Below are 18584 nucleotides of genomic sequence, written 5' to 3' on the forward strand. Positions count from 1 at the left end.
AGAGATATTGAAGGAAAAAACATGACTACTTACCGTATCGCACCCAGCATTTTATCGGCAGATTTTGCACGGCTTGGCGAAGAGGTGGAAAGCGTCATTGCGGCGGGTGCAGATCTGATCCATTTTGACGTGATGGACAACCATTATGTGCCGAACCTGACTTTCGGCCCTATGGTTTGCGCGGCATTGAAGCCTTATGCGGGCGTGCCGATCGATGTGCATCTGATGGTCGAACCCGTGGACGACCTGATTCAGTCGTTTGCCAAAGCAGGAGCATCAATCATCACGTTCCATCCCGAAGCGAGCCGCCATATTGACCGCAGCTTGAGCCTGATTCGGGACATGGGCTGTCAGGCGGGGCTGGTGTTGAATCCGGCAACGCCCGTATATCTGTTGGAAAACGTATTGGACAGGCTGGATATGGTTTTGCTGATGTCGGTCAACCCCGGGTTCGGCGGTCAGAGCTTCATTCCGCACACTTTGGAAAAAATCAGACAGGCTCGCGCCATGCTTGACTGCTATGAAGAGAAAAGCGGCAGACGTATTGCCATTGAAGTGGACGGCGGCATCAAAACCGACAATATTGCCGCCGCCGCCCAAGCCGGCGCGGATACCTTTGTGGCAGGTTCGGCAATTTTCGGCAAACCGGATTACAAGGCGGTAATTGATGCTATGCGTGCGGAATTGAAAAAAGTGGCAGATTGAACGCTGTATCGGTGTTTGAAATAAATCAATGCCGTCTGAAGAATGTTCAGACGGCATTTCGTTTACAGGCGGTATTTGATGTTTACAGCGAAATTTTCACACCGGCGCGGATAGAACGTCCGGGCAGCGGCGCAATGTATTTGAGTATGGAGTTTTGCGCGCGCGCGGTACGGTTGGTCAGGTTTCGGCCGTCCAAGAACCATTCTGTGCTGTATCTGCTGTGTTTTTGCGTATGGCTGACATAGGCATCGAGCAGGGCGTAGGAGCCGAGTGAGGGTTCTTTGTATGCCGCAGCCATGTTTCCGGTGTGTTTGGCGGCGGCGTAGCGGGTCAGGCTGCTGCCGATTTGCCATGCTCCTTTGTTCCAGCTTGCACCCAGCCCGTAGCGGGAAACAGGCAGGTTGGGCATATAGTAGCCGTCATTGCGCAGGCGGTTTGAGTCCGCATTCCTACTGTCTTTGTCGTCGGCATGATTGCGAACCCTGTCGGCAAACAGGCGTAGTTCGAGTTGTCCGTATTGTTTCAGGTCGAAAAGTTGGGTCAGCTCGATTTCCAAACCTTGGATGCGGGTATCTGCCGCACGCCAGTATTTGGTCGGCAGGCGGTCGCCGCCGTCATGTGCAGAGTCAGACAGATAAATGTAGTCGTTGAATCGGGTTTGGTAATAGTTGGCGCGGAGTTTGCCGCCGTTCCACGCGAATTCGTTGCCGAATTCCCATGTTCTGGCAGTTTCCGGACGTAAGACGGAATCGGAAAAATGATTTTCCGAAGCAAGTTGCGCATAATGGCTGCCGCTTGCATAGAGTTCGTTAATTTCCGGCGCGCGTTGGGAGCGGCTGTAGCGGGCATTTATTTTCCAAAACGGAAGGGGTTTCCAACCGGTTGACGATGGAAGCTGTTGAGGCTGTATTTGAGGCTGCTCCGTTGCTCAGATCCTTTTTTGGAACCAGTATTACGGGCTGTTTTGTAGCTGCCCAAGTCAAGGCCGTGGCGGACATTGCCATAACGCCAACCGAGCGAGGCTTCATAGTTGCGGTATTTGAGGTTTTCCAAGACAAATATGCCGTATTCACGACTGTTCGTATCGGGCAGGTAGGAATAGTTGCCGGTACGTTTGCCGTTCAAGCCCGAAGATTCGGTATGGCGGCGTTTGTAGTCGGCCCCTATACTGCCGTTAAACAGAGAGGAGAAGTGGTGGTTCAGTTCGATACGGTTTTGGAGGGTACGGCTGTCGAGGCTGTTAACCTTGGTCGAGCCCAAGAGTTCGGTATTCGGCGTATCGGTGTATGAGGTCAGGAAGCTGACGTTGTCCACCCAAGAGGATTGCGGACGGTAAAGTGCGTCCACAAGCCAGCGTGTTTGCTGAGAATAGACGGATGCGGGTTCGGCGGCAAGTTTGCGATTGCCGTTGCCGTCGATATTGTAATAGGAGAAACCGGGAATACCGGAACGGTACAGGCTGCGGCTGACGGCGGCACCGATGTGGCCTCTCTCGCCGATATAGCTGCCGCCGAATGAAACGCTGCGGTTTTTCAGGCTGCTGTTGCCCAGGCGGCCTTCGCGGACGGGCGTATCGTCGCGCATGGCGTGGACGGTGGTTTTACGGAACTCTTTCGAACCGTCGTAAAGCGGATTGTCAATCCATTCACCCCACATCGGTTTTACCAATTTGTAGGCTTCACTCTCATCGGCATCTGGGTATTTCTTAAAAAAAGATGCGCTGTCTTTGAGTTTATATTTGAAATATCCGTAATTGAGTTTTTCTTCAATTTCCGGCGTAATCTGGCAAGACCACATTAGGCGCGAGTTGAGGCGGTTCGCCGGGTCGTAGCACAAATCGGGCTTGCTTGAGCCGGGGATGCGGTAGCCTGAAATTTGGCTGTTGGAAGCATCAAGATGCCATGCGAAATTACCGGTCTTGCCGTCGAAACGGAAGGCTTCGTTGTGCGGGGTGTTGTAGCCGCCGCTCAATTCGATTTTACCGCCGAAGTCTTGTTCCGGCAGTTTGTGCGGGATGATGCCGGTATCGACATCAACCGCTCCACCGATGGCGTTGCCGCCGTACAGGACTGCCGCTGAAGATTTCAAAACCGTAATTTTATCTGCTAAAAACGGGTTGACCATGGTCGGCAGGTTGCCGCTGATTGCCGCCATATCGGACACACCCATGCCGTTTTCGCTGATATAGACGCGCGAACCGCTCAAGCTGCGGATTTGAGGCAGACCGGTATTGGGGCCGAAACCGGCGTTTTGTACGCCGCCGACTTTTTCCAAAGTCTGACCGAGTGAGACGGCGCGTTTGGTTTTCAAATCATGGGCGGTCAGCACGTCGCCGTCGCCCAAAACGTCCTTAGCCTGCAGGTCGCGGCTGCTTTTGTCTTTGTGCGCGTTAACGTTGACTTGCGGCAACTCGGCAGATGTCATGCCTTCTGCGTAGCATGATGCGGAAAGCAGAGATAGCAGGATGATGTTGAGATTAAAAAGACGATGCGTATTTAGCTTAAACGGAGTAGTCATAAAGTTTATCCAATATAATTAATAAGGATTAGTACGATATGATATGGTAAATTTATCATGATGGAAATAAAAATGCCGTCTGAAATATTTCAGACGGCATTTTTATTGATTCGTATCAAGATTTATTGTTTGGCTGCCTCGATTTGGATGTCGATGCGGACGTTTTTGGTCATACCGGCGTTAACGAGGTAGTCCACGCCCCATTTGGTGCGGTCGATGGTGGTGCTGAAGTCGCCGCCGCAAACTTCGGTTTTCAACATCGGGCTTGGGTAGCAGTTGAATTTTTCGGCTTTGAGTTTGACGGGGGCGGTTTTGCCGTGCATAGTCAGGTTGCCGTCAACGGAAACAAGTTTTTTGCCGTTGAAATTGAATTTGGTGGAAACGAAGCGGATGTTCGGATATTGGGCGGCATCGAAGATGTCGGCGGATTTCAGGTGGTCGGTGAAGTGTTGCGAACCGCTTTGCAGGTTGGCAACGGGGATTGTGATGTCGATTTTGCCGTCGCGTTTTGCTTGGTCGAACTCAACGGAACCGCTCAGACCGTAAAAACCGCCGACGTTGGTGCTGGTGTTGAAGTGGTCGATGGCGAAACGGGCGTTGGCGTGATATTCGTCCACTTTGTAGGTGGCGGCGGAGGCAGTACCGACGGCGGCGGCTGCGAGTGCGGCGATGATGATTTTTTTCATGATGATAATCCTTTGTGTGGGCCGGTAAAGGCGTTTATCCTAACATAGGCGGGGATTGATGGCATTTCCTGCCGGTAAACGGTGGGTTTGCAGGCGGTTGACGAACGGGCAGATGAAAAAGCGCGGATAACACCGCGCTTTGTTTTTTACAAGGCGGCGAGTACCGCGTCGCCCATTTCGGAGCAGGAAACGAGTTTCGTGCCTTCTTCGTAAATATCGCCGGTGCGCAAGCCTTGTTGCAGCACTTTTTGGACGGCGTTTTCGACTTGTTGCGCGCGGGCTTCGTCGTTCAGGCTGTAACGCAGCAGCATGGCAAGCGAGAGGATGGTGGCCAGCGGGTTGGCTTTGTTTTGTCCGGCGATGTCGGGAGCGGAGCCGTGTGACGGTTCGTACAGACCTTTGCCGTTTTCGTCCAGCGAGGCGGAGGGCAGCATACCGATGGAGCCGGTCAGCATAGAGGCTTCGTCCGATAAAATATCGCCGAAGATGTTGCCGGTGGCAATCACGTCGAATTGTTTGGGCGCGCGTACCAACTGCATGGCGGCGTTGTCCACATACATGTGGGAGAGTTCGACATCGGGGTATTGTTTGCCGATTTCTTCAAAGATTTCGCGCCACAGTTCGGTGGTTTCCAAAACGTTGGCTTTGCCGACGGAGCAGACTTTTTTGCTGCGTTTTTGGGCGGATTGGAAGGCGACGTGGGCAATACGGCGGATTTCGCTTTCGCTGTATTTCATGGTGTTGTAGCCTTCGCGTTCGCCGTTTTCCAAAACGCGGATGCCGCGCGGTTCGCCGAAATAAATATCGCCGGTGAGTTCGCGCACAATCAAAATATCCAAACCGGCAACGATTTCAGGCTTGAGCGTGGAGGCGTTGGCTAATTCGGGATAGAGGATAGCGGGGCGCAAATTGGCAAACAGGTTCAAATCCTTACGAATCGCCAACAAACCGCGCTCAGGGCGCAGCGGGCGGTCAAGATTGTCGTATTGCGGGCTGCCGACCGCGCCGAGCAGGACGGCATCGGCTTTGCGGCAGAGGTTTTGCGTAAGTTCGGGATAAGGATGGCCGTATTCGTCATAGGCTTCGCCGCCTAGTGGGGCGTATTCGTAGCTGACGTCCAAGCCTTGGGCGATAAGTTTGTCGAGTACGCGGACGGTTTCGGCGACGATTTCGGGACCGATGCCGTCGCCTCGGAGGATGGCAATATGTTTGGTCATTTTAAGTTTCCTTACGGGTTGATGGTTGAAGGGTTATTTCTTTTGGTATTTATGTGCAATTTCGTGCCAACGGGGTATGGAAATCGATCGGTTGTAGTGTTTTTTATAGGCTTCCTCAAATTTCCTTTTCCATAAGGATGCGTTATGCCGTGTTGCCGGGTTTTGATAAACGGTTTCTTCAATTGCGGAAACAAAATCTTCCAAGCATTCAAACATTGGCATATTCTTTTTATTTATGCTGTACCAAACACCTGGGCGGATTTTATGCACCACGCCTTTTTTGACTTGAAGATTAATTGCCCATCCATCCATACTTCTGGTAATTTGCCATACTTTTTTAAGCCATAAATCCTTGATGGTTACATTGCCGTTGTCGTCCATATCGTAACCGAATATTAAATAATCTACATCCAGCATATAGGGTTTATGAATGATTTCATCAGAATACATTTTAAAATCTGCAATATCAAAACCCGGACTGGCATTTCGGTTGAACGCCTTTACTTCCAACAATTCTCTACTGCGGTCTTTTTTATTTAAAAAGAAATCGGGGGGCATTTGGGTATTGGTTGAAACATCAAATTCAATTTCCCTTTTTCTCAACCATCCGCCGAGCCATTCCTGAATGATGTTGCCGACGACATCTTTTTGTTTGACGATAATATCCACATCGCCCAAGAAAAATCTAATTTGACCATTAGCCGATAAGATTTTTTCCTCATTCAGCAACTTATCAAATATTTGTTGTGCAGTAAGTTTTACCATTTTATCCCTATCGGTTTATAAAGTATGCAGAAGCCTTTCAGATACCGCCTTAATCACAGGAACGGCAACGGTATTGCCCAATAAATCGTATTTGTCTTTTTTAGGAATATCAAACGAATAATCGTCCGGATAGCCGAATAAGCGTAAACCTTCTTTTCCGGTAAGTGTGCGCAAACCGCCGTTGTCAACGACGAAAAGGTGCTCCATATCCATTGCAACTAAGGTTGGCGCAACATCATTTGGGTCTAATATTTTATTGATTTCAAATGATTTTTTTCCTGAAACAATATTGTAGCCTTTGGGCAGGGATTCATCTTTGATTCTTCGCCCGCCAATTTTTTGTTTCGGATGCTCCAAAACCAAATAGCCTTTATCTGTCAGGCTGTCCAAAATATTTTGGAGATTGGGGTGTTTATAGAAAGTTGAAATTTGCGCTTTTGTCAAAGGCATCCCATCCATCCAATCGATGCCGATTTCTGAAGCCCATTTTTTCTTCCTCCGTTCTTTTAGAAGCATATTTAATAATTGCTTCTCTTCTTCGGTTACTGTGCCTTTTAATTCAATATCCCAACTGTGGATATTGTTTTTCCCTCCCCGTTTGTCCTTTACTGATTTTCCGTACAGTTCGGACGGGGGAAATTTCTTTAGCAATTTTTTGATGAAAGGACTGCTTTCGGTAGGCAGTCCCGATTCCAAAATATTTTTTAATTTCGGACTTAGGGTTGTTTCAAAAGATAAGTCGGGTTTGGATTTCAAACTGCCTGTCAGATAAATGCGCTTCCTGTTTTGGGGAATGCCGAAATCTTTTGCATTTAAAACTTTCCAAGAAACATAGTAGCCCAATGTTTCCAAGGTTTCCAAAATAACGGTCAGGGTGCGTCCTATTTTTTGTGTCGGATCTTTTCTATCGTGCGTCACCAATCCTTCCACATTTTCCAAAATAAAACCTTTTGGTTTTTTTGCCTTTAAAATCCTTGCCACATCAAAGAAAAGCGTTCCACGTGTATCTTCAAAGCCTAACCTTTTTCCGGCGAAAGAAAAAGCCTGACAAGGGAAACCTGCCAACAGGATGTCAAAATCGGGAATATCCCCTGTTTCAATTTTCGTTATATCTCCATACGGCACTTCATCAGGGTAGTTTTGCTTCAATACTTCCAAAGCTGCCGGTTTGATTTCTGAAGTAAAAACACATTCGCAAGCAACCGACTGTTTCCGACAGGCTTGTTCGAATCCTTTCCTGATGCCACTCATTCCGGAAAATAAGTCAATAAATTTAATTTGTTGCATATTAAAAATCTAAAAATTTATTTGAAATGGAGAGTTGCATTATTGCATTAATTTAGAGTGTTGCTAAGCCAGCTTAAAAGATGAAAGCAATTTATCGCCCCTCTGTTTACATTAGCCGCAGCAATTATTGTTATCAGGAATGCCGTCTGAACGGTTTTCAGACGGCATGGTTTTAACCGTTAAACAGCCAAGGCTGGTTTTGGCGGCGTTTTTCTTCAAAGGCGTGAATTTCGTCGGCGTGTTGCAGGGTCAGTCCGATTTCGTCCAAGCCGTTTAAGAGGCAGTGTTTGCGATGTTCGGTAATGTCGAATGTGAACGTTTCGCCGCTAGGGGTGGTCAGGGTTTGTTCGGCAAGGTCGATGGAGAGCTGATAGCCTTCGTTAGCTTCAACTTCTTTGAAAAGCTGGTCAACCTGTTCTTCTGTCAAAACGATAGGCAAAAGTCCGTTTTTGTAGCAGTTGTTGAAGAAGATGTCGGCGAAGCTGGGGGCGATGACGGCGCGGAAGCCGTAGTCGTCCAATGCCCAAGGGGCGTGTTCGCGTGAAGAGCCGCAACCGAAGTTTTTACGCGTCAACAGGATTTGCGCGCCTTGATAGCGTGGCTGGTTCAGGGAGAAATCGGGGTTCAACGGGCGTTTGCTGTTGTCCATGCCCGGTTCGCCGTGGTCGAGGTAACGCCATTCATCAAAGGCATTGGGGCCGAAGCCGCTGCGTTTGATGGATTTTAAAAATTGTTTGGGGATGATGGCGTCGGTATCGACGTTGCTGCGGTCGAGCGGGGCGACGATGGCGGTGATTTTGGTAAAGGCTTTCATGGGTTTGTGTCTTGTGCTGACGATGCCGTCTGAAACGGTTTCAGACGGCATCGCGAATCGGTTATTCGGTGGCGTTTTCGATTTTTTCGCCGAGATGGGAAATACCGCGTCCGACGGCATTGCCGCCTTTTTTGACGGCTTCTTTGGTTTTGTCCCAGCCTTTTTCGACGGCGTTGCCTGTTTGTTCGGCGGCGCGTTCGGCGGCGGCCTGTGTTTTGTCAAGATTGCGGGCGGTGTCTTGTTTCGCGCCCTGCCAAGTGCCGGCGCAGGCGGACAAGGCGAGGGCGGACAGGGCGGTAATGAAAAGTTTGTTCATGCTTAAATTCCTTGGTTTGAATATTAAAGGTGTTTCTGCCTTACGGGACATATTTCAGACGACCTCGTCAAATTCTTAAAGGCCGTCTGAATATACTTACGCCATCGTGCGGATGTCGGTAAAGTGTCCGGTAACGGCGGCGGCGGCGGCCATAGCGGGGCTGACGAGGTGGGTGCGTCCGCCGTTGCCTTGACGGCCTTCAAAGTTACGGTTGGAAGTGGAGGCGCAACGTTGTCCCGGGGTCAGGCGGTCGGCATTCATGGCGAGGCACATAGAGCAGCCCGGTTCGCGCCATTCAAAACCGGCTTTGATGAAAATTTTGTCCAAGCCTTCTTTTTCGGCTTGTTCTTTGACCAAACCGGAGCCGGGGACGATTAACACGCGCTGTACGTTGGCGGCTTTTTTGCGGTCTTTGGCGATGGCGGCGGCTTCGCGCAAGTCTTCAATACGGCTGTTGGTGCAAGAACCGATAAAGACGATATCGACAGGGATTTCGTTTAATGGTGTACCGGCTTCCAAGCCCATGTATTCGAGGGCGCGTTCCATGCCGCTGCGTTTGACCGGATCGGTTTCTTCGGCAGGATTAGGTACTTTTCCGCTGATATCCAAAACCATTTCAGGCGACGTACCCCAAGTGACTTGAGGCTCGATGTCTTCGGCTTTGAAGTGGTATTCTTTATCGAATACCGCGCCTTCGTCGGAAACCAGCGTGCGCCAGTATTCGACGGCTTTGTCCCATGCTTCGCCTTTGGGTGCGAAGGGTTTGTCTTTTACATAGTCGATGGTGGTTTGATCGACGGCAACCATGCCGGAGCGCGCACCTGCTTCAATCGCCATGTTGCACAGGGTCATGCGGCCTTCCATAGAGAGGCTGCGGATGGCTTCGCCGCCGAACTCGACGGCGTAACCCGTGCCGCCCGCCGTGCCGATTTGGCCAATGATGTAAAGTGCCACGTCTTTGGCGGTAACGCCGGGTTTTAGACGGCCTTCAACGGCAATCAGCATGGATTTGGATTTTTTCGCGGTAATGCACTGGGTCGCCATCGTGTGTTCGACTTCGGAAGTGCCGATGCCGTGCGCCAGTGCGCCGAATGCGCCGTGGGTGGAAGTGTGCGAGTCGCCGCAGACGACGGTCATACCGGGCAGGGTCGCGCCTTGTTCGGGCCCCATAACGTGGACGATGCCTTGACCTTTGTCCATAAACGGAAAGTAGGCGAGTGCGCCGAATGTTTTGATGTTTTGATCCAAAGTATCGACTTGCAGCCTGGAAATCGGGTCTTGGATGCCTTTGTCCCAATCGCCGGTCGGGGTGTTGTGGTCGGCGGTGGAAACGACGCTGTCGATGCGCCACAGCTTGCGCCCCGCCATTTTCAGACCTTCAAACGCCTGCGGGCTGGTTACTTCGTGAACCAGATGGCGGTCGATGTAAAGCAGGACGGTGCCGTCTTCTTCTTCGCGGACGACGTGGCTGTTCCAGAGTTTGTCGTAAAGGGTTTGTGCTGTCATGATGTTGTTCTTTTGGATAAATGGTGATGCGGATTGGGCGGATTTTAGACGTATTCTTTACGCCGCGCAACAGATTTTGTCTAATTTTTGAGTCGGTGTTATTTTGTAAACAATTTTAACGAAAAAATTAGACATATTGTCCATTTCAGTAAACAGTTATATCTAAAGAATGATCCGATATGAAAGAATACTTGTCGTCATTCTTTCAAAGGCATTATTATCTGTACCTTGTCAAAAAACACACAGAGGCAGACGAAAGATGAAATTACCGGTTATGTCGCCCGAACATTCGGCGCAACTTCAGGCGTTTGAGGCAAAAATCCTGTCCAATCACGCCAAAATCGAGGCGTGGTTCCGTTCGCAGTGGAATGTGCACCGTCCGCCGTTTTACGGTTCGGTCGATATCCGCAACGCCGGTTACAAAATTTCGTCCATCGATATGAATTTGTTTCCGGGCGGCTTCAATAATCTGAATCCGAATTTCATCCCGCTGGCGGCAGTCGCGGCACAAGATGCGGTACAACGCGCCTGCGAAACGGCAAAGTCCGTATTGATTATTCCTGAAAACCATACGCGCAATACGTTTTACCTGCAAAACGTTTACGCCCTCAGCGAGATTTTGCGTTCGGCAGGGTATGAAGTGCGCTTGGGTAGCCTGAATCCTGAGGTAACCGAGCCGACCGAGCTTGAAACCGCCTTGGGTGACAAAATCCTGCTTGAGCCTTTATTGCGTACCCGTGAGCGTGTACATCTTGCCGACGGCTTTTCGCCTTGCGTGGTTTTGTTGAACAACGACTTGTCCGCCGGCATTCCCGACATTCTCAAAGACATCAGCCAAACCGTTTTGCCTCCGTTGCACGGCGGTTGGACAACGCGCCGCAAAACAGCTCATTTCGGCGCGTACAACCAAGTTGCCGCCGAATTTGCCAAGCTGATCGACATCGACGAGTGGCAGATTAACCCGTATTTTGAAAAAATCGGCGGTTTGGATTTCCAAGGGCGTGAAGGCGAAGACGCGCTGGCGGAAGCGGTAGAACGCGTGCTGGCGAAAATCCAAGCCAAATACGACGAATCGGGCATTGCCGACAAACCTTTCGTCATCGTCAAAGCCGACGCGGGCACTTACGGTATGGGCGTGATGAGCGTCAAATCCGCCGACGAAGTGCGCGGCTTGAACCGTAAAAACCGCAACAAAATGGCGAAAGTCAAAGAAGGCTTGGAAGTCAGCGAAGTGATTGTCCAAGAAGGGATTTATACTTATGAAACCTTAAACGGCGCGGTGTGTGAACCCGTCGTCTATATGATGGACCGCTTCGTCATCGGCGGCTTCTTCCGCGTGCACGAAGGGCGCGGTGCGGACGAAAACCTCAACGCCGGCGGTATGGTGTTTGTGCCGCTGTCCAACAGCATTCCTACCGGTAACGGCGATAATTCGCAAGAAGCCCCCGAAGCCTGCAAACGCGTATTCGAACAATGGGATTCGCTCGGTATGCCGCGCTCCGAAAAAGACTGCGATGTCGATAATGTCCACAACCGCCTCTATGTGTACGGCGTTATGGCGCGCCTGTCGCTTTTGGCGGCTTCAATCGAGTTGGAAGAAACGGCGTAAGACCGTTTTGAAATACAGATGCCGTCTGAAGCGGAAATCCGGTTCAGACGGCATTTCGGATATTTGGTGTGTGGGAATATCTGTTTCAGACGGCATCTCAGACTATTTTAAAAAAGGGAAAATATGAGCATCAAGCAATGGCCGGAAGGCGAAAGGCCCAGGGAAAAGCTGTTGGAACGCGGGGCGGCGGCGTTGAGCGATGCCGAACTTTTGGCAATCCTGCTGCGCGTCGGAACGCGTGGGATGAGCGCGGTCGATTTGGCGCGCTACCTGTTGCAGGAGTTCGGCAGCTTGGGGAAGCTGATGAGCGCGGAGGTCGGCAAACTGTCGGCATACAAGGGTATGGGGACAGCGAGTTTCACACAGTTCGCCGTAGTCAGGGAAATCGGGAGGCGGATATTGGCGGAAGAATTGCAGGAGGGCATCGTCCTGTCCGATCCGGATACGGTCGCCGATTACCTGCGCTTTCATTTGGGACAGGAAAAAGTCGAAGTCAGCGTCGCACTGCTGCTGAACCGCCAAAACCGGCTGATTTCCGTCAGGGAACTATCTCGCGGGACGGTTGCGGAAAACACGCCCTACATCCGCGAAATCGTCAAACTGGCATTGGACGAATACGCCGACAGCCTGATTATCGCGCACAACCACCCGGGCGGTTCCGCCGAGCCTTCGCAGGAAGACATCATGTTCACAAGGCGGCTGGCACAGGCCATGTCGCTGGTCGATGTGTCGCTGCTCGACCATTTTATCGTAACGGCGCAAAGCGTCTGTTCGTTCAGGCAGCTTGGGTTGATGCCCTGACACTCTGTTTTACATGCGGCGGCTCTGATAAAATAGCCGCTTCAACCGTATTCGACAGATATTGTTAAGTTAATGGAAACACAAAACAAACCTACCGTTACCGACATCGACCGCCCCATACTCGTCCCGCCCGGCGGACATAAAAAAGTCTTGCTGCATTCCTGCTGCGCCCCGTGCAGCGGCGAAGTGATGGAGGCTATGCTCGCCAGCGGTATTGATTACACCATTTATTTTTACAATCCCAATATCCATCCGCACAAAGAATATATGCTCCGAAAAGAGGAAAACGTGCGCTTTGCGGAAAAGTTCGGCATCCCCTTCATCGACAAAGACGACGATTACGAAAACGACCGCAAAGAATGGTTTGCCAAAGCCAAAGGGATGGAATTCGAACCCGAACGCGGCATCCGCTGCACGATGTGTTTCGATATGCGGTTTGAAAAAGCGGCGCAATACGCGCATGAGCACGGGTTCCCTGTCTTTACCAGTTCGCTGGGCATTTCACGCTGGAAAAATATGGCGCAAATCAACGACTGCGGCCGCCGCGCCGCCGCGCCTTACGATGATGTGGTGTATTGGGACTTCAACTGGCGCAAAGGCGGCGGCAGCGCGCGCATGATTGAAATCAGCAAACGTGAAAACTTCTACCAGCAGGAATATTGCGGCTGCGCCTATTCCTTGCGCGATTCCAACGCCCACCGCAAATCACAAGGCAGAATCCCCATCAAACTCGGCGTGTTGTATTACGGGGACGAATCGACACAATACGAACCCGCACCCGTCCGGGTGGACAAATAAACACCCGATGCCGTCTGAAGGTTCAGACGGCATCGGGTTCGGCATCGGCACGGGGAAAGGTTTGCCGGTTTGGCAATCGGCAAGCGGAAACCGCATTGACAAGTTTGCCGTTTTGATAAAACACCCCGTTGCCGCTTCGGGAGGGTGGCATTATGAAATCCCTTTTTATTTGGCTGCTCCTGTTGGGTTCGGCGGCAGGCGTTTTCTACCATACCCAAAACCAATCCCTGCCGGCGGGCGAACTTGTCTATCCGTCCGCACCGCAAATCAGGGACGGCGGCGATGCGCTGCACTACCTCAACCGCATCCGCGCCCAAATCGGTTTGCACGCGCTGGCACACGCGCCTGTACTGGAAAACTCCGCCCGCAGGCACGCACGTTACCTCACGCTCAATCCCGAAGACGGACACGGCGAACACCATCCCGACAATCCGCACTACACCGCACAAAAGCTGACCGGACGCACACGCCTTGCCGGGTATCTCTACAACGGCGTGCATGAAAACATCAGCACGGAAGAGGAAGCCGCCGAATCGTCCGACAGCGACATCCGCACGCAGCAACGCCAGGTTGACGGATTGATGAGCGCAATCTACCACCGCCTTTCGCTGCTTGACCGCCATACCGACGAAGCAGGTGCGGCATTTGTGCGCGAAAACGGCAAAACCGTCGTCGTATTCAATCAGGGTAACGGCAGGTTTGAGCGGCATTGCGCCCAAGGCAGAAATCAGCCTGAAGCGGGACGGCACTATTACCGCAACGCCTGCCATAACGGTGCGGTCGTTTATGCCGACGAAGTCATGCCCACAACGGAATTGCTTTATACTGCCTATCCGGTCGGCAGCGGCGCGCTGCCTTATTTTTACGGGGAACGTCCCGCCCCTATGCCGGGATATGAAATGACGGGAAATCCTGCCAGCATTGATTTTTCCGAGGCGGCAGGCAAAATTGCGATGAAAAGTTTCAAGCTGTATCAGGGTAAAAACGAAATCCGCCCCGTCAGGGTTTTAACCGCCGACAACGACCCCAACGGCAGGCTGACCGCGTACCAATTCGCGCTTTTCCCGCTCAAGCCTTTGGAATACGGCACGCTTTATACGGCGGTATTCGACTATGTCCGCAACGGACGGCGCGCGCAGGCGAAATGGCAGTTTAAAACCCGAAAACCCGATTACCCTTATTTTGAGGTGAACGGCGGCGAGACACTTGCGGTTAGAAAAGGCGAAAAATATTTCATCCACTGGCGCGGACGCTGGTGCTTGGAAGCGTGTACCCGTTATACCTACCGGCAGCGGCCCGGCAGCCGCCTGTCCATAGGAAGGCACGAGGCGGGCGGCATCGTCTTCAGCGTTGGCGGAATAACGGGCAGCCGCATCACGCTTGCGCCGGAAGACAGCCCGGAACGCGGCGTTACCCTTTATTTACAGGATTGAATACATGACAGGCAGAACAGACTGCAACGGCAGTACCCAAGCGCAACCGGAACGCGTCATGCTGGTGGGCGTAATGTTGGACAAAGATGGTACGGGCAGCAGTGCCGCCCGTCTGAACAGTTTTCAGACGGCATTGGCAGAAGCCGTCGAGCTGGTCAAGGCGGCGGGCGGCAATCCCGTCATTGTGGAGACCGCCAAACGCGACCGTCCGCACACCGCGCTGTTTGTCGGCACGGGCAAGGCGGCGGAGCTGTCGGAAGCAGTTGCCGCAGACGGCATCGATTTGGTCGTATTCAACCACGAACTGACGCCGACGCAAGAGCGCAACCTCGAAAAGGAGCTGAAGTGCCGCGTATTGGACAGGGTAGGGCTGATTCTGGCGATTTTCGCCCGCCGCGCCCGCACGCAGGAAGGCAGGCTGCAAGTCGAGTTGGCACAATTAAGCCATTTGGCGGGACGCTTGATACGCGGTTACGGACATTTGCAAAGCCAGCGCGGCGGCATCGGCATGAAAGGACCGGGCGAAACCAAACTGGAAACCGACCGCCGATTGATCGCCCATCGGATTAATGTCTTGAAAAAACAGCTTGCCAACCTCAAAAAACAGCGCGCGCTGCGCCGTAAGTCCCGCGAATCGGGCAGAATCAAAACGTTTGCGCTGGTCGGCTATACCAATGTCGGCAAATCCAGCCTGTTCAACCGGCTGACCAAGTCGGGCATATATGCGAAAGACCAGCTTTTCGCCACACTCGACACGACGGCGCGGCGGCTGTACATCAGTCCCGAATGCAGCATCATCCTGACCGATACCGTCGGATTCGTCAGCGATCTGCCGCACAAACTGATTTCGGCATTTTCCGCCACCTTGGAAGAAACCGCGCAAGCCGATGTGCTGCTGCACGTCGTCGATGCTGCCGCCCCGAACAGCGGGCAGCAGATTGAAGACGTGGAAAACGTACTGCAAGAAATCCATGCCGGCGATATTCCGTGCATCAAGGTGTACAACAAAACCGACCTGCTGCCGTCTGAAGAACAAAACACAGGCATATGGCGCGACGCTGCGGGAAAAATTGTCGCCGTCCGCATTTCCGTTGCTGAAAATACCGGTATAGACGCACTGCGCGAAGCCATTGCCGAGTATTGTGCCACCGCACCAAACACAGACGAAACCGAAATGCCATGAAAAAAACCTGTTTCCACTGCGGGCTGGACGTTCCCGAACACCTCCACCTGACTGTCCGTTACGAAAACGAAGACCGCGAAACCTGCTGCGCCGGCTGTCAGGCAGTCGCACAAAGCATTATTGACGCGGGTTTGGGCAGTTATTACAAACAACGCACCGCCGACGCGCAAAAAACCGAGCTGCCGCCCCAAGAAATCCTCGAGCAAATCCTCCTGTACGACCTGCCCGAGGTGCAGTCCGATTTTGTCGAAACACACGGCGGCACGCGCGAGGCGGTTTTAATGCTCGGCGGCATCACCTGCGCCGCCTGCGTCTGGCTGATCGAACAGCAGCTTTTGCGTACAGACGGCATTGTCCGCATCGACCTCAATTACAGCACGCACCGCTGCCGCGTCGTCTGGGAGGACGGCAAAATCCACCTCTCCGACATTCTGTTGAAAATCCGGCAGACAGGCTACACCGCCGCACCCTATGACGCGCAAAAAATCGAAGCCGCCAACCAAAAAGAACGCAAACAATACATCGTCCGCCTTGCCGTTGCCGGACTGGGGATGATGCAGACCATGATGTTCGCGCTGCCGACCTACCTTTACGGCGGCGACATCGAACCCGATTTCCTGCAAATCCTCCATTGGGGCGGCTTCCTGATGGTACTGCCCGTCGTATTCTATTGCGCCGTCCCGTTTTATCAAGGCGCATTGCGCGACCTGAAAAACCGCCGCGTCGGTATGGATACGCCGATTGCCGCCGCCATCATTATGACCTTTGCCGCCGGCATTTACAGCCTCGCCACCAACGCAGGGCAGGGGATGTATTTCGAATCCATCGCGATGCTGCTGTTTTTCCTGCTGGGCGGACGCTTTATGGAACACATTGCCCGACGCAAGGCAGGCGATGCCGCCGAAAGGCTGGTGAAACTGATACCCGCCTTCTGCCACCGGATGCCCGGCTATCCTGCCGTACAGGATGTCCGCGAAGCCGCCGTCGTCAAGCTCCAAGCAGGCGATGTGGTGCTGGTCAAACCGGGCGAGACCATCCCCGTTGACGGCACGGTGCTGGAAGGAAGCAGTGCCGTCAACGAATCTATGCTGACCGGCGAGAGCCTGCCCGTCGCCAAGATACCGTCTGAAAAAGTAACCGCAGGCACACTCAACACGCAAAGCCCCCTGATTATACGCACCGACCGCACCGGCGGCGGCACGCGCCTGTCGCACATCGTCCGCCTGCTCGACCGCGCCTTGGCGCAAAAACCGCGCACTGCCGAGTTGGCGGAACAATACGCCTCGTCTTTCATATTCGGCGAACTCCTGCTTGCCGTCCCCGTCTTCATCGGCTGGACGCTGTACGCCGACGCACACACCGCGCTTTGGATTACCGTCGCCCTGCTGGTCATTACCTGCCCCTGCGCCCTGTCGCTTGCCACGCCGACGGCCTTGGCAGCTTCTACCGGTGCGCTGGCGCGCGAAGGCATTTTAATCAGCGGTAAGCAAACCCTGGAAACGCTTGCCCAAACCACCGACATCATCTTCGACAAAACAGGAACGCTGACTCGGGGAAATCCCACCGTCAGCCGTATCTTATTGTTGAGCGGTACAGACGAAGCCTTTGTTCTCGCGGTGGCGCAGGCGTTGGAACAACAGTCCGAACATCCCCTTGCCCGCGCCATCCTCAACCATCGTGTTTCAGACGGCATGATTCCTGACATACGGGTCGGACAACGCCTCAATCACGTCGGTGAAGGCGTAGGTGCGCAACTGACCGTCAACGGGGAAACGCAGGTGTGGGCATTGGGCAGGGCGGCTTATGTTGCCAAAATCGCTGGAGAACCTCCGCAGGATGAACAGGCTTCAGAAAGTGGCAGCGCGGTCTATCTCGGCAACCAGCTCGGTTTCCAAGCTGTGTTTTATCTTCAAGACCCGTTGAAGGAGGGGGCAGAGGAAGTTGTCCGCAAGTTGAAGCGGCAAAACCTGACCCTGCACCTGCTCAGCGGAGACCGTGAAACCGCCGTTGTAGAAACCGCCGTCGCCTTGGGTATCGGACACTACCGTTCCCAAGCCATGCCGGAAGACAAGTTGGAATATGTCAAGGCTTTGCAGAAAGAAGGGAAAAGAGTGTTGATGATAGGCGACGGCATCAACGACGCCCCTGTTTTGGCACAGGCCGATACTTCTGCAGCGGTGGCGGGCGGAACCGATATTGCAAGGGACGGCGCGGATATCGTCCTTTTAAACGAAGATTTGAATACCGTTCCGCATATGCTGACACAGGCGGGAAGGACGCAGCAGATTATTCGTCAGAACCTGTCGTGGGCGAGTGCTTACAACATCATTGCCGTACCGCTTGCCGTTTTGGGCTATGTCCAACCGTGGATTGCCGCACTGGGTATGAGCTTCAGTTCGCTGGTCGTATTGGGCAACGCCATGCGGCTTCATAAGCAGGTGGACATGCCGTCTGAAAAAATGCCGTCCGAACAATGACGGACAGCGTTGCTTTAGACGTATAGTTGATGAAAACAAAAATGAGACGATGAAGGATTGCAAACTTAAAGTATGTATTGTTACCGCTCAAACACGTTGGCGTTCAAAATTTGAGATCGAATTGCTAGGTATTTGATTTTTATTTTGATTTTATTAAATAAGAGATTATATTAATGTGGAAAAAAATTAGAAAGTGGATTTATGCGATAAATGGAATAATTATGTCAATATGGATTATTTTTTTTCCAAATACTGGCTCTGTGTATGACGATGGCAGAACAACCATTTTCAATGAAAACCATCCTTTTCATTTTATTTTCTGCATAACATTTCTTATTGGGACAATTTTTCTTATATATCAATTATATAATGATAATTAATTTTTAACATCCTTACTGTCATATCATGATGAAATGACAATAAGGATGTTTTTCTGCTTTGGCTACGGCAGAATACCGTCGCCATTCCCC

The 18584-nt window shown here is 52.2% G+C and carries 18 protein-coding genes; 7 read left to right on the forward strand and 11 right to left on the reverse strand.

The genetic code is table 11. From position 1 onward, the window contains the following. The first annotated feature begins 21 nt into the window (after window positions 1–21). Window positions 22–705, forward strand: coding sequence for a ribulose-phosphate 3-epimerase (rpe, locus tag Q9J79_RS01630; RefSeq protein WP_301911301.1), 684 nt, complete (start codon window positions 22–24; stop codon window positions 703–705). Between the two features lie 82 nt (window positions 706–787). On the opposite strand, the gene Q9J79_RS01635 is transcribed toward rpe, so the two are convergent. From Q9J79_RS01635 to leuC, 9 genes are all read right to left on the reverse strand, one after another. Continuing rightward, window positions 788–1615 carry a TonB-dependent receptor domain-containing protein gene (locus Q9J79_RS01635; protein ID WP_369524641.1) on the reverse strand — a complete coding sequence of 276 codons (828 nt, stop codon included), beginning with the start codon at window positions 1613–1615 and terminating at the stop codon, window positions 788–790. Beyond that, window positions 1555–3129, reverse strand: coding sequence for a TonB-dependent receptor plug domain-containing protein (locus Q9J79_RS01640; RefSeq protein WP_301911300.1), 1575 nt, complete (start codon window positions 3127–3129; stop codon window positions 1555–1557). Before Q9J79_RS01640 ends, Q9J79_RS01635 begins: the two co-directional genes overlap by 61 nt. 215 nt (window positions 3130–3344) lie before the next feature. Further along, window positions 3345–3908, reverse strand: a complete 564-nt coding sequence (locus tag Q9J79_RS01645) for a YceI family protein (protein WP_301911299.1) — start codon at window positions 3906–3908, stop codon at window positions 3345–3347. 146 nt (window positions 3909–4054) lie between these two features. Further along, window positions 4055–5125, reverse strand: coding sequence for a 3-isopropylmalate dehydrogenase (gene leuB, locus Q9J79_RS01650; RefSeq protein ID WP_301911298.1), 1071 nt, complete (start codon window positions 5123–5125; stop codon window positions 4055–4057). A 33-nt stretch (window positions 5126–5158) separates the two neighbouring features. Further along, a complete protein-coding gene (locus tag Q9J79_RS01655) occupies window positions 5159–5890 on the reverse strand; it encodes an NgoBV family restriction endonuclease (RefSeq protein WP_019273354.1) in 732 nt (243 codons plus the stop codon). Between the two features lie 15 nt (window positions 5891–5905). Beyond that, window positions 5906–7177, reverse strand: coding sequence for a DNA cytosine methyltransferase (locus Q9J79_RS01660; RefSeq protein WP_002223735.1), 1272 nt, complete (start codon window positions 7175–7177; stop codon window positions 5906–5908). 172 nt (window positions 7178–7349) lie between these two features. After that, window positions 7350–7991, reverse strand: coding sequence for a 3-isopropylmalate dehydratase small subunit (gene leuD, locus Q9J79_RS01665; protein WP_049343584.1), 642 nt, complete (start codon window positions 7989–7991; stop codon window positions 7350–7352). A 61-nt stretch (window positions 7992–8052) separates the two neighbouring features. After that, on the reverse strand, window positions 8053–8307 hold the full coding sequence (locus Q9J79_RS01670) for a hypothetical protein (protein ID WP_250313889.1): 255 nt from the start codon (window positions 8305–8307) through the stop codon (window positions 8053–8055). Window positions 8308–8403: 96 nt separating this feature from the next. After that, entirely contained in the window at window positions 8404–9813 is a 1410-nt protein-coding gene (gene leuC, locus Q9J79_RS01675; RefSeq protein ID WP_301911296.1) for a 3-isopropylmalate dehydratase large subunit, read from the reverse strand. Between the two features lie 259 nt (window positions 9814–10072). Between leuC and gshA the strand changes: the two genes are divergently transcribed. Further along, the gene (gshA, locus tag Q9J79_RS01680) at window positions 10073–11422 is read left to right on the forward strand and encodes a glutamate--cysteine ligase (RefSeq protein ID WP_301911295.1); all 1350 of its coding nucleotides are present in this window, start codon (window positions 10073–10075) and stop codon (window positions 11420–11422) included. Here the strand turns inward: gshA and Q9J79_RS01685 are convergent. Then, entirely contained in the window at window positions 11396–11518 is a 123-nt protein-coding gene (locus Q9J79_RS01685; protein ID WP_301911294.1) for a hypothetical protein, read from the reverse strand. The two genes, gshA and Q9J79_RS01685, sit on opposite strands and share 27 nt — an antisense overlap. A 27-nt stretch (window positions 11519–11545) precedes the next feature. Between Q9J79_RS01685 and radC the strand changes: the two genes are divergently transcribed. Both radC and Q9J79_RS01695 read left to right on the forward strand, forming a co-directional pair. Then, the gene (gene radC, locus Q9J79_RS01690) at window positions 11546–12223 is read left to right on the forward strand and encodes a RadC family protein (RefSeq protein WP_301911293.1); all 678 of its coding nucleotides are present in this window, start codon (window positions 11546–11548) and stop codon (window positions 12221–12223) included. A 72-nt stretch (window positions 12224–12295) separates the two neighbouring features. Then, window positions 12296–13021, forward strand: coding sequence for an epoxyqueuosine reductase QueH (locus tag Q9J79_RS01695; RefSeq protein WP_301911292.1), 726 nt, complete (start codon window positions 12296–12298; stop codon window positions 13019–13021). A gap of 22 nt (window positions 13022–13043) precedes the next feature. On the opposite strand, the gene Q9J79_RS01700 is transcribed toward Q9J79_RS01695, so the two are convergent. Further along, a complete protein-coding gene (locus tag Q9J79_RS01700; RefSeq protein WP_301911291.1) occupies window positions 13044–13172 on the reverse strand; it encodes a hypothetical protein in 129 nt (42 codons plus the stop codon). Between the two features lies 1 nt (window position 13173). On the opposite strand from Q9J79_RS01700, the gene Q9J79_RS01705 reads away from it, so the two are divergent. Genes Q9J79_RS01705 through Q9J79_RS01715 form a run of 3 tightly spaced genes read left to right on the forward strand, consistent with a single transcriptional unit; the run spans window position 13174 to window position 18114 of the window. Further along, window positions 13174–14454 (forward strand): CAP domain-containing protein, encoded by a 1281-nt coding sequence (locus Q9J79_RS01705; RefSeq protein WP_301911290.1) that lies wholly within the window; start codon window positions 13174–13176, stop codon window positions 14452–14454. 4 nt (window positions 14455–14458) lie between these two features. Continuing rightward, window positions 14459–15637: a GTPase HflX gene (gene hflX, locus Q9J79_RS01710; protein WP_301911289.1), complete on the forward strand. Its 1179-nt coding sequence runs from the start codon at window positions 14459–14461 to the stop codon at window positions 15635–15637. Continuing rightward, entirely contained in the window at window positions 15634–18114 is a 2481-nt protein-coding gene (locus tag Q9J79_RS01715) for a heavy metal translocating P-type ATPase (protein WP_301911288.1), read from the forward strand. Before hflX ends, Q9J79_RS01715 begins: the two co-directional genes overlap by 4 nt. The last annotated feature ends 470 nt before the right edge of the window (window positions 18115–18584 follow it).

Source organism: Neisseria viridiae (assembly GCF_962747995.1).
Classification (GTDB): Bacteria; Pseudomonadota; Gammaproteobacteria; order Burkholderiales; family Neisseriaceae; genus Neisseria; species Neisseria viridiae.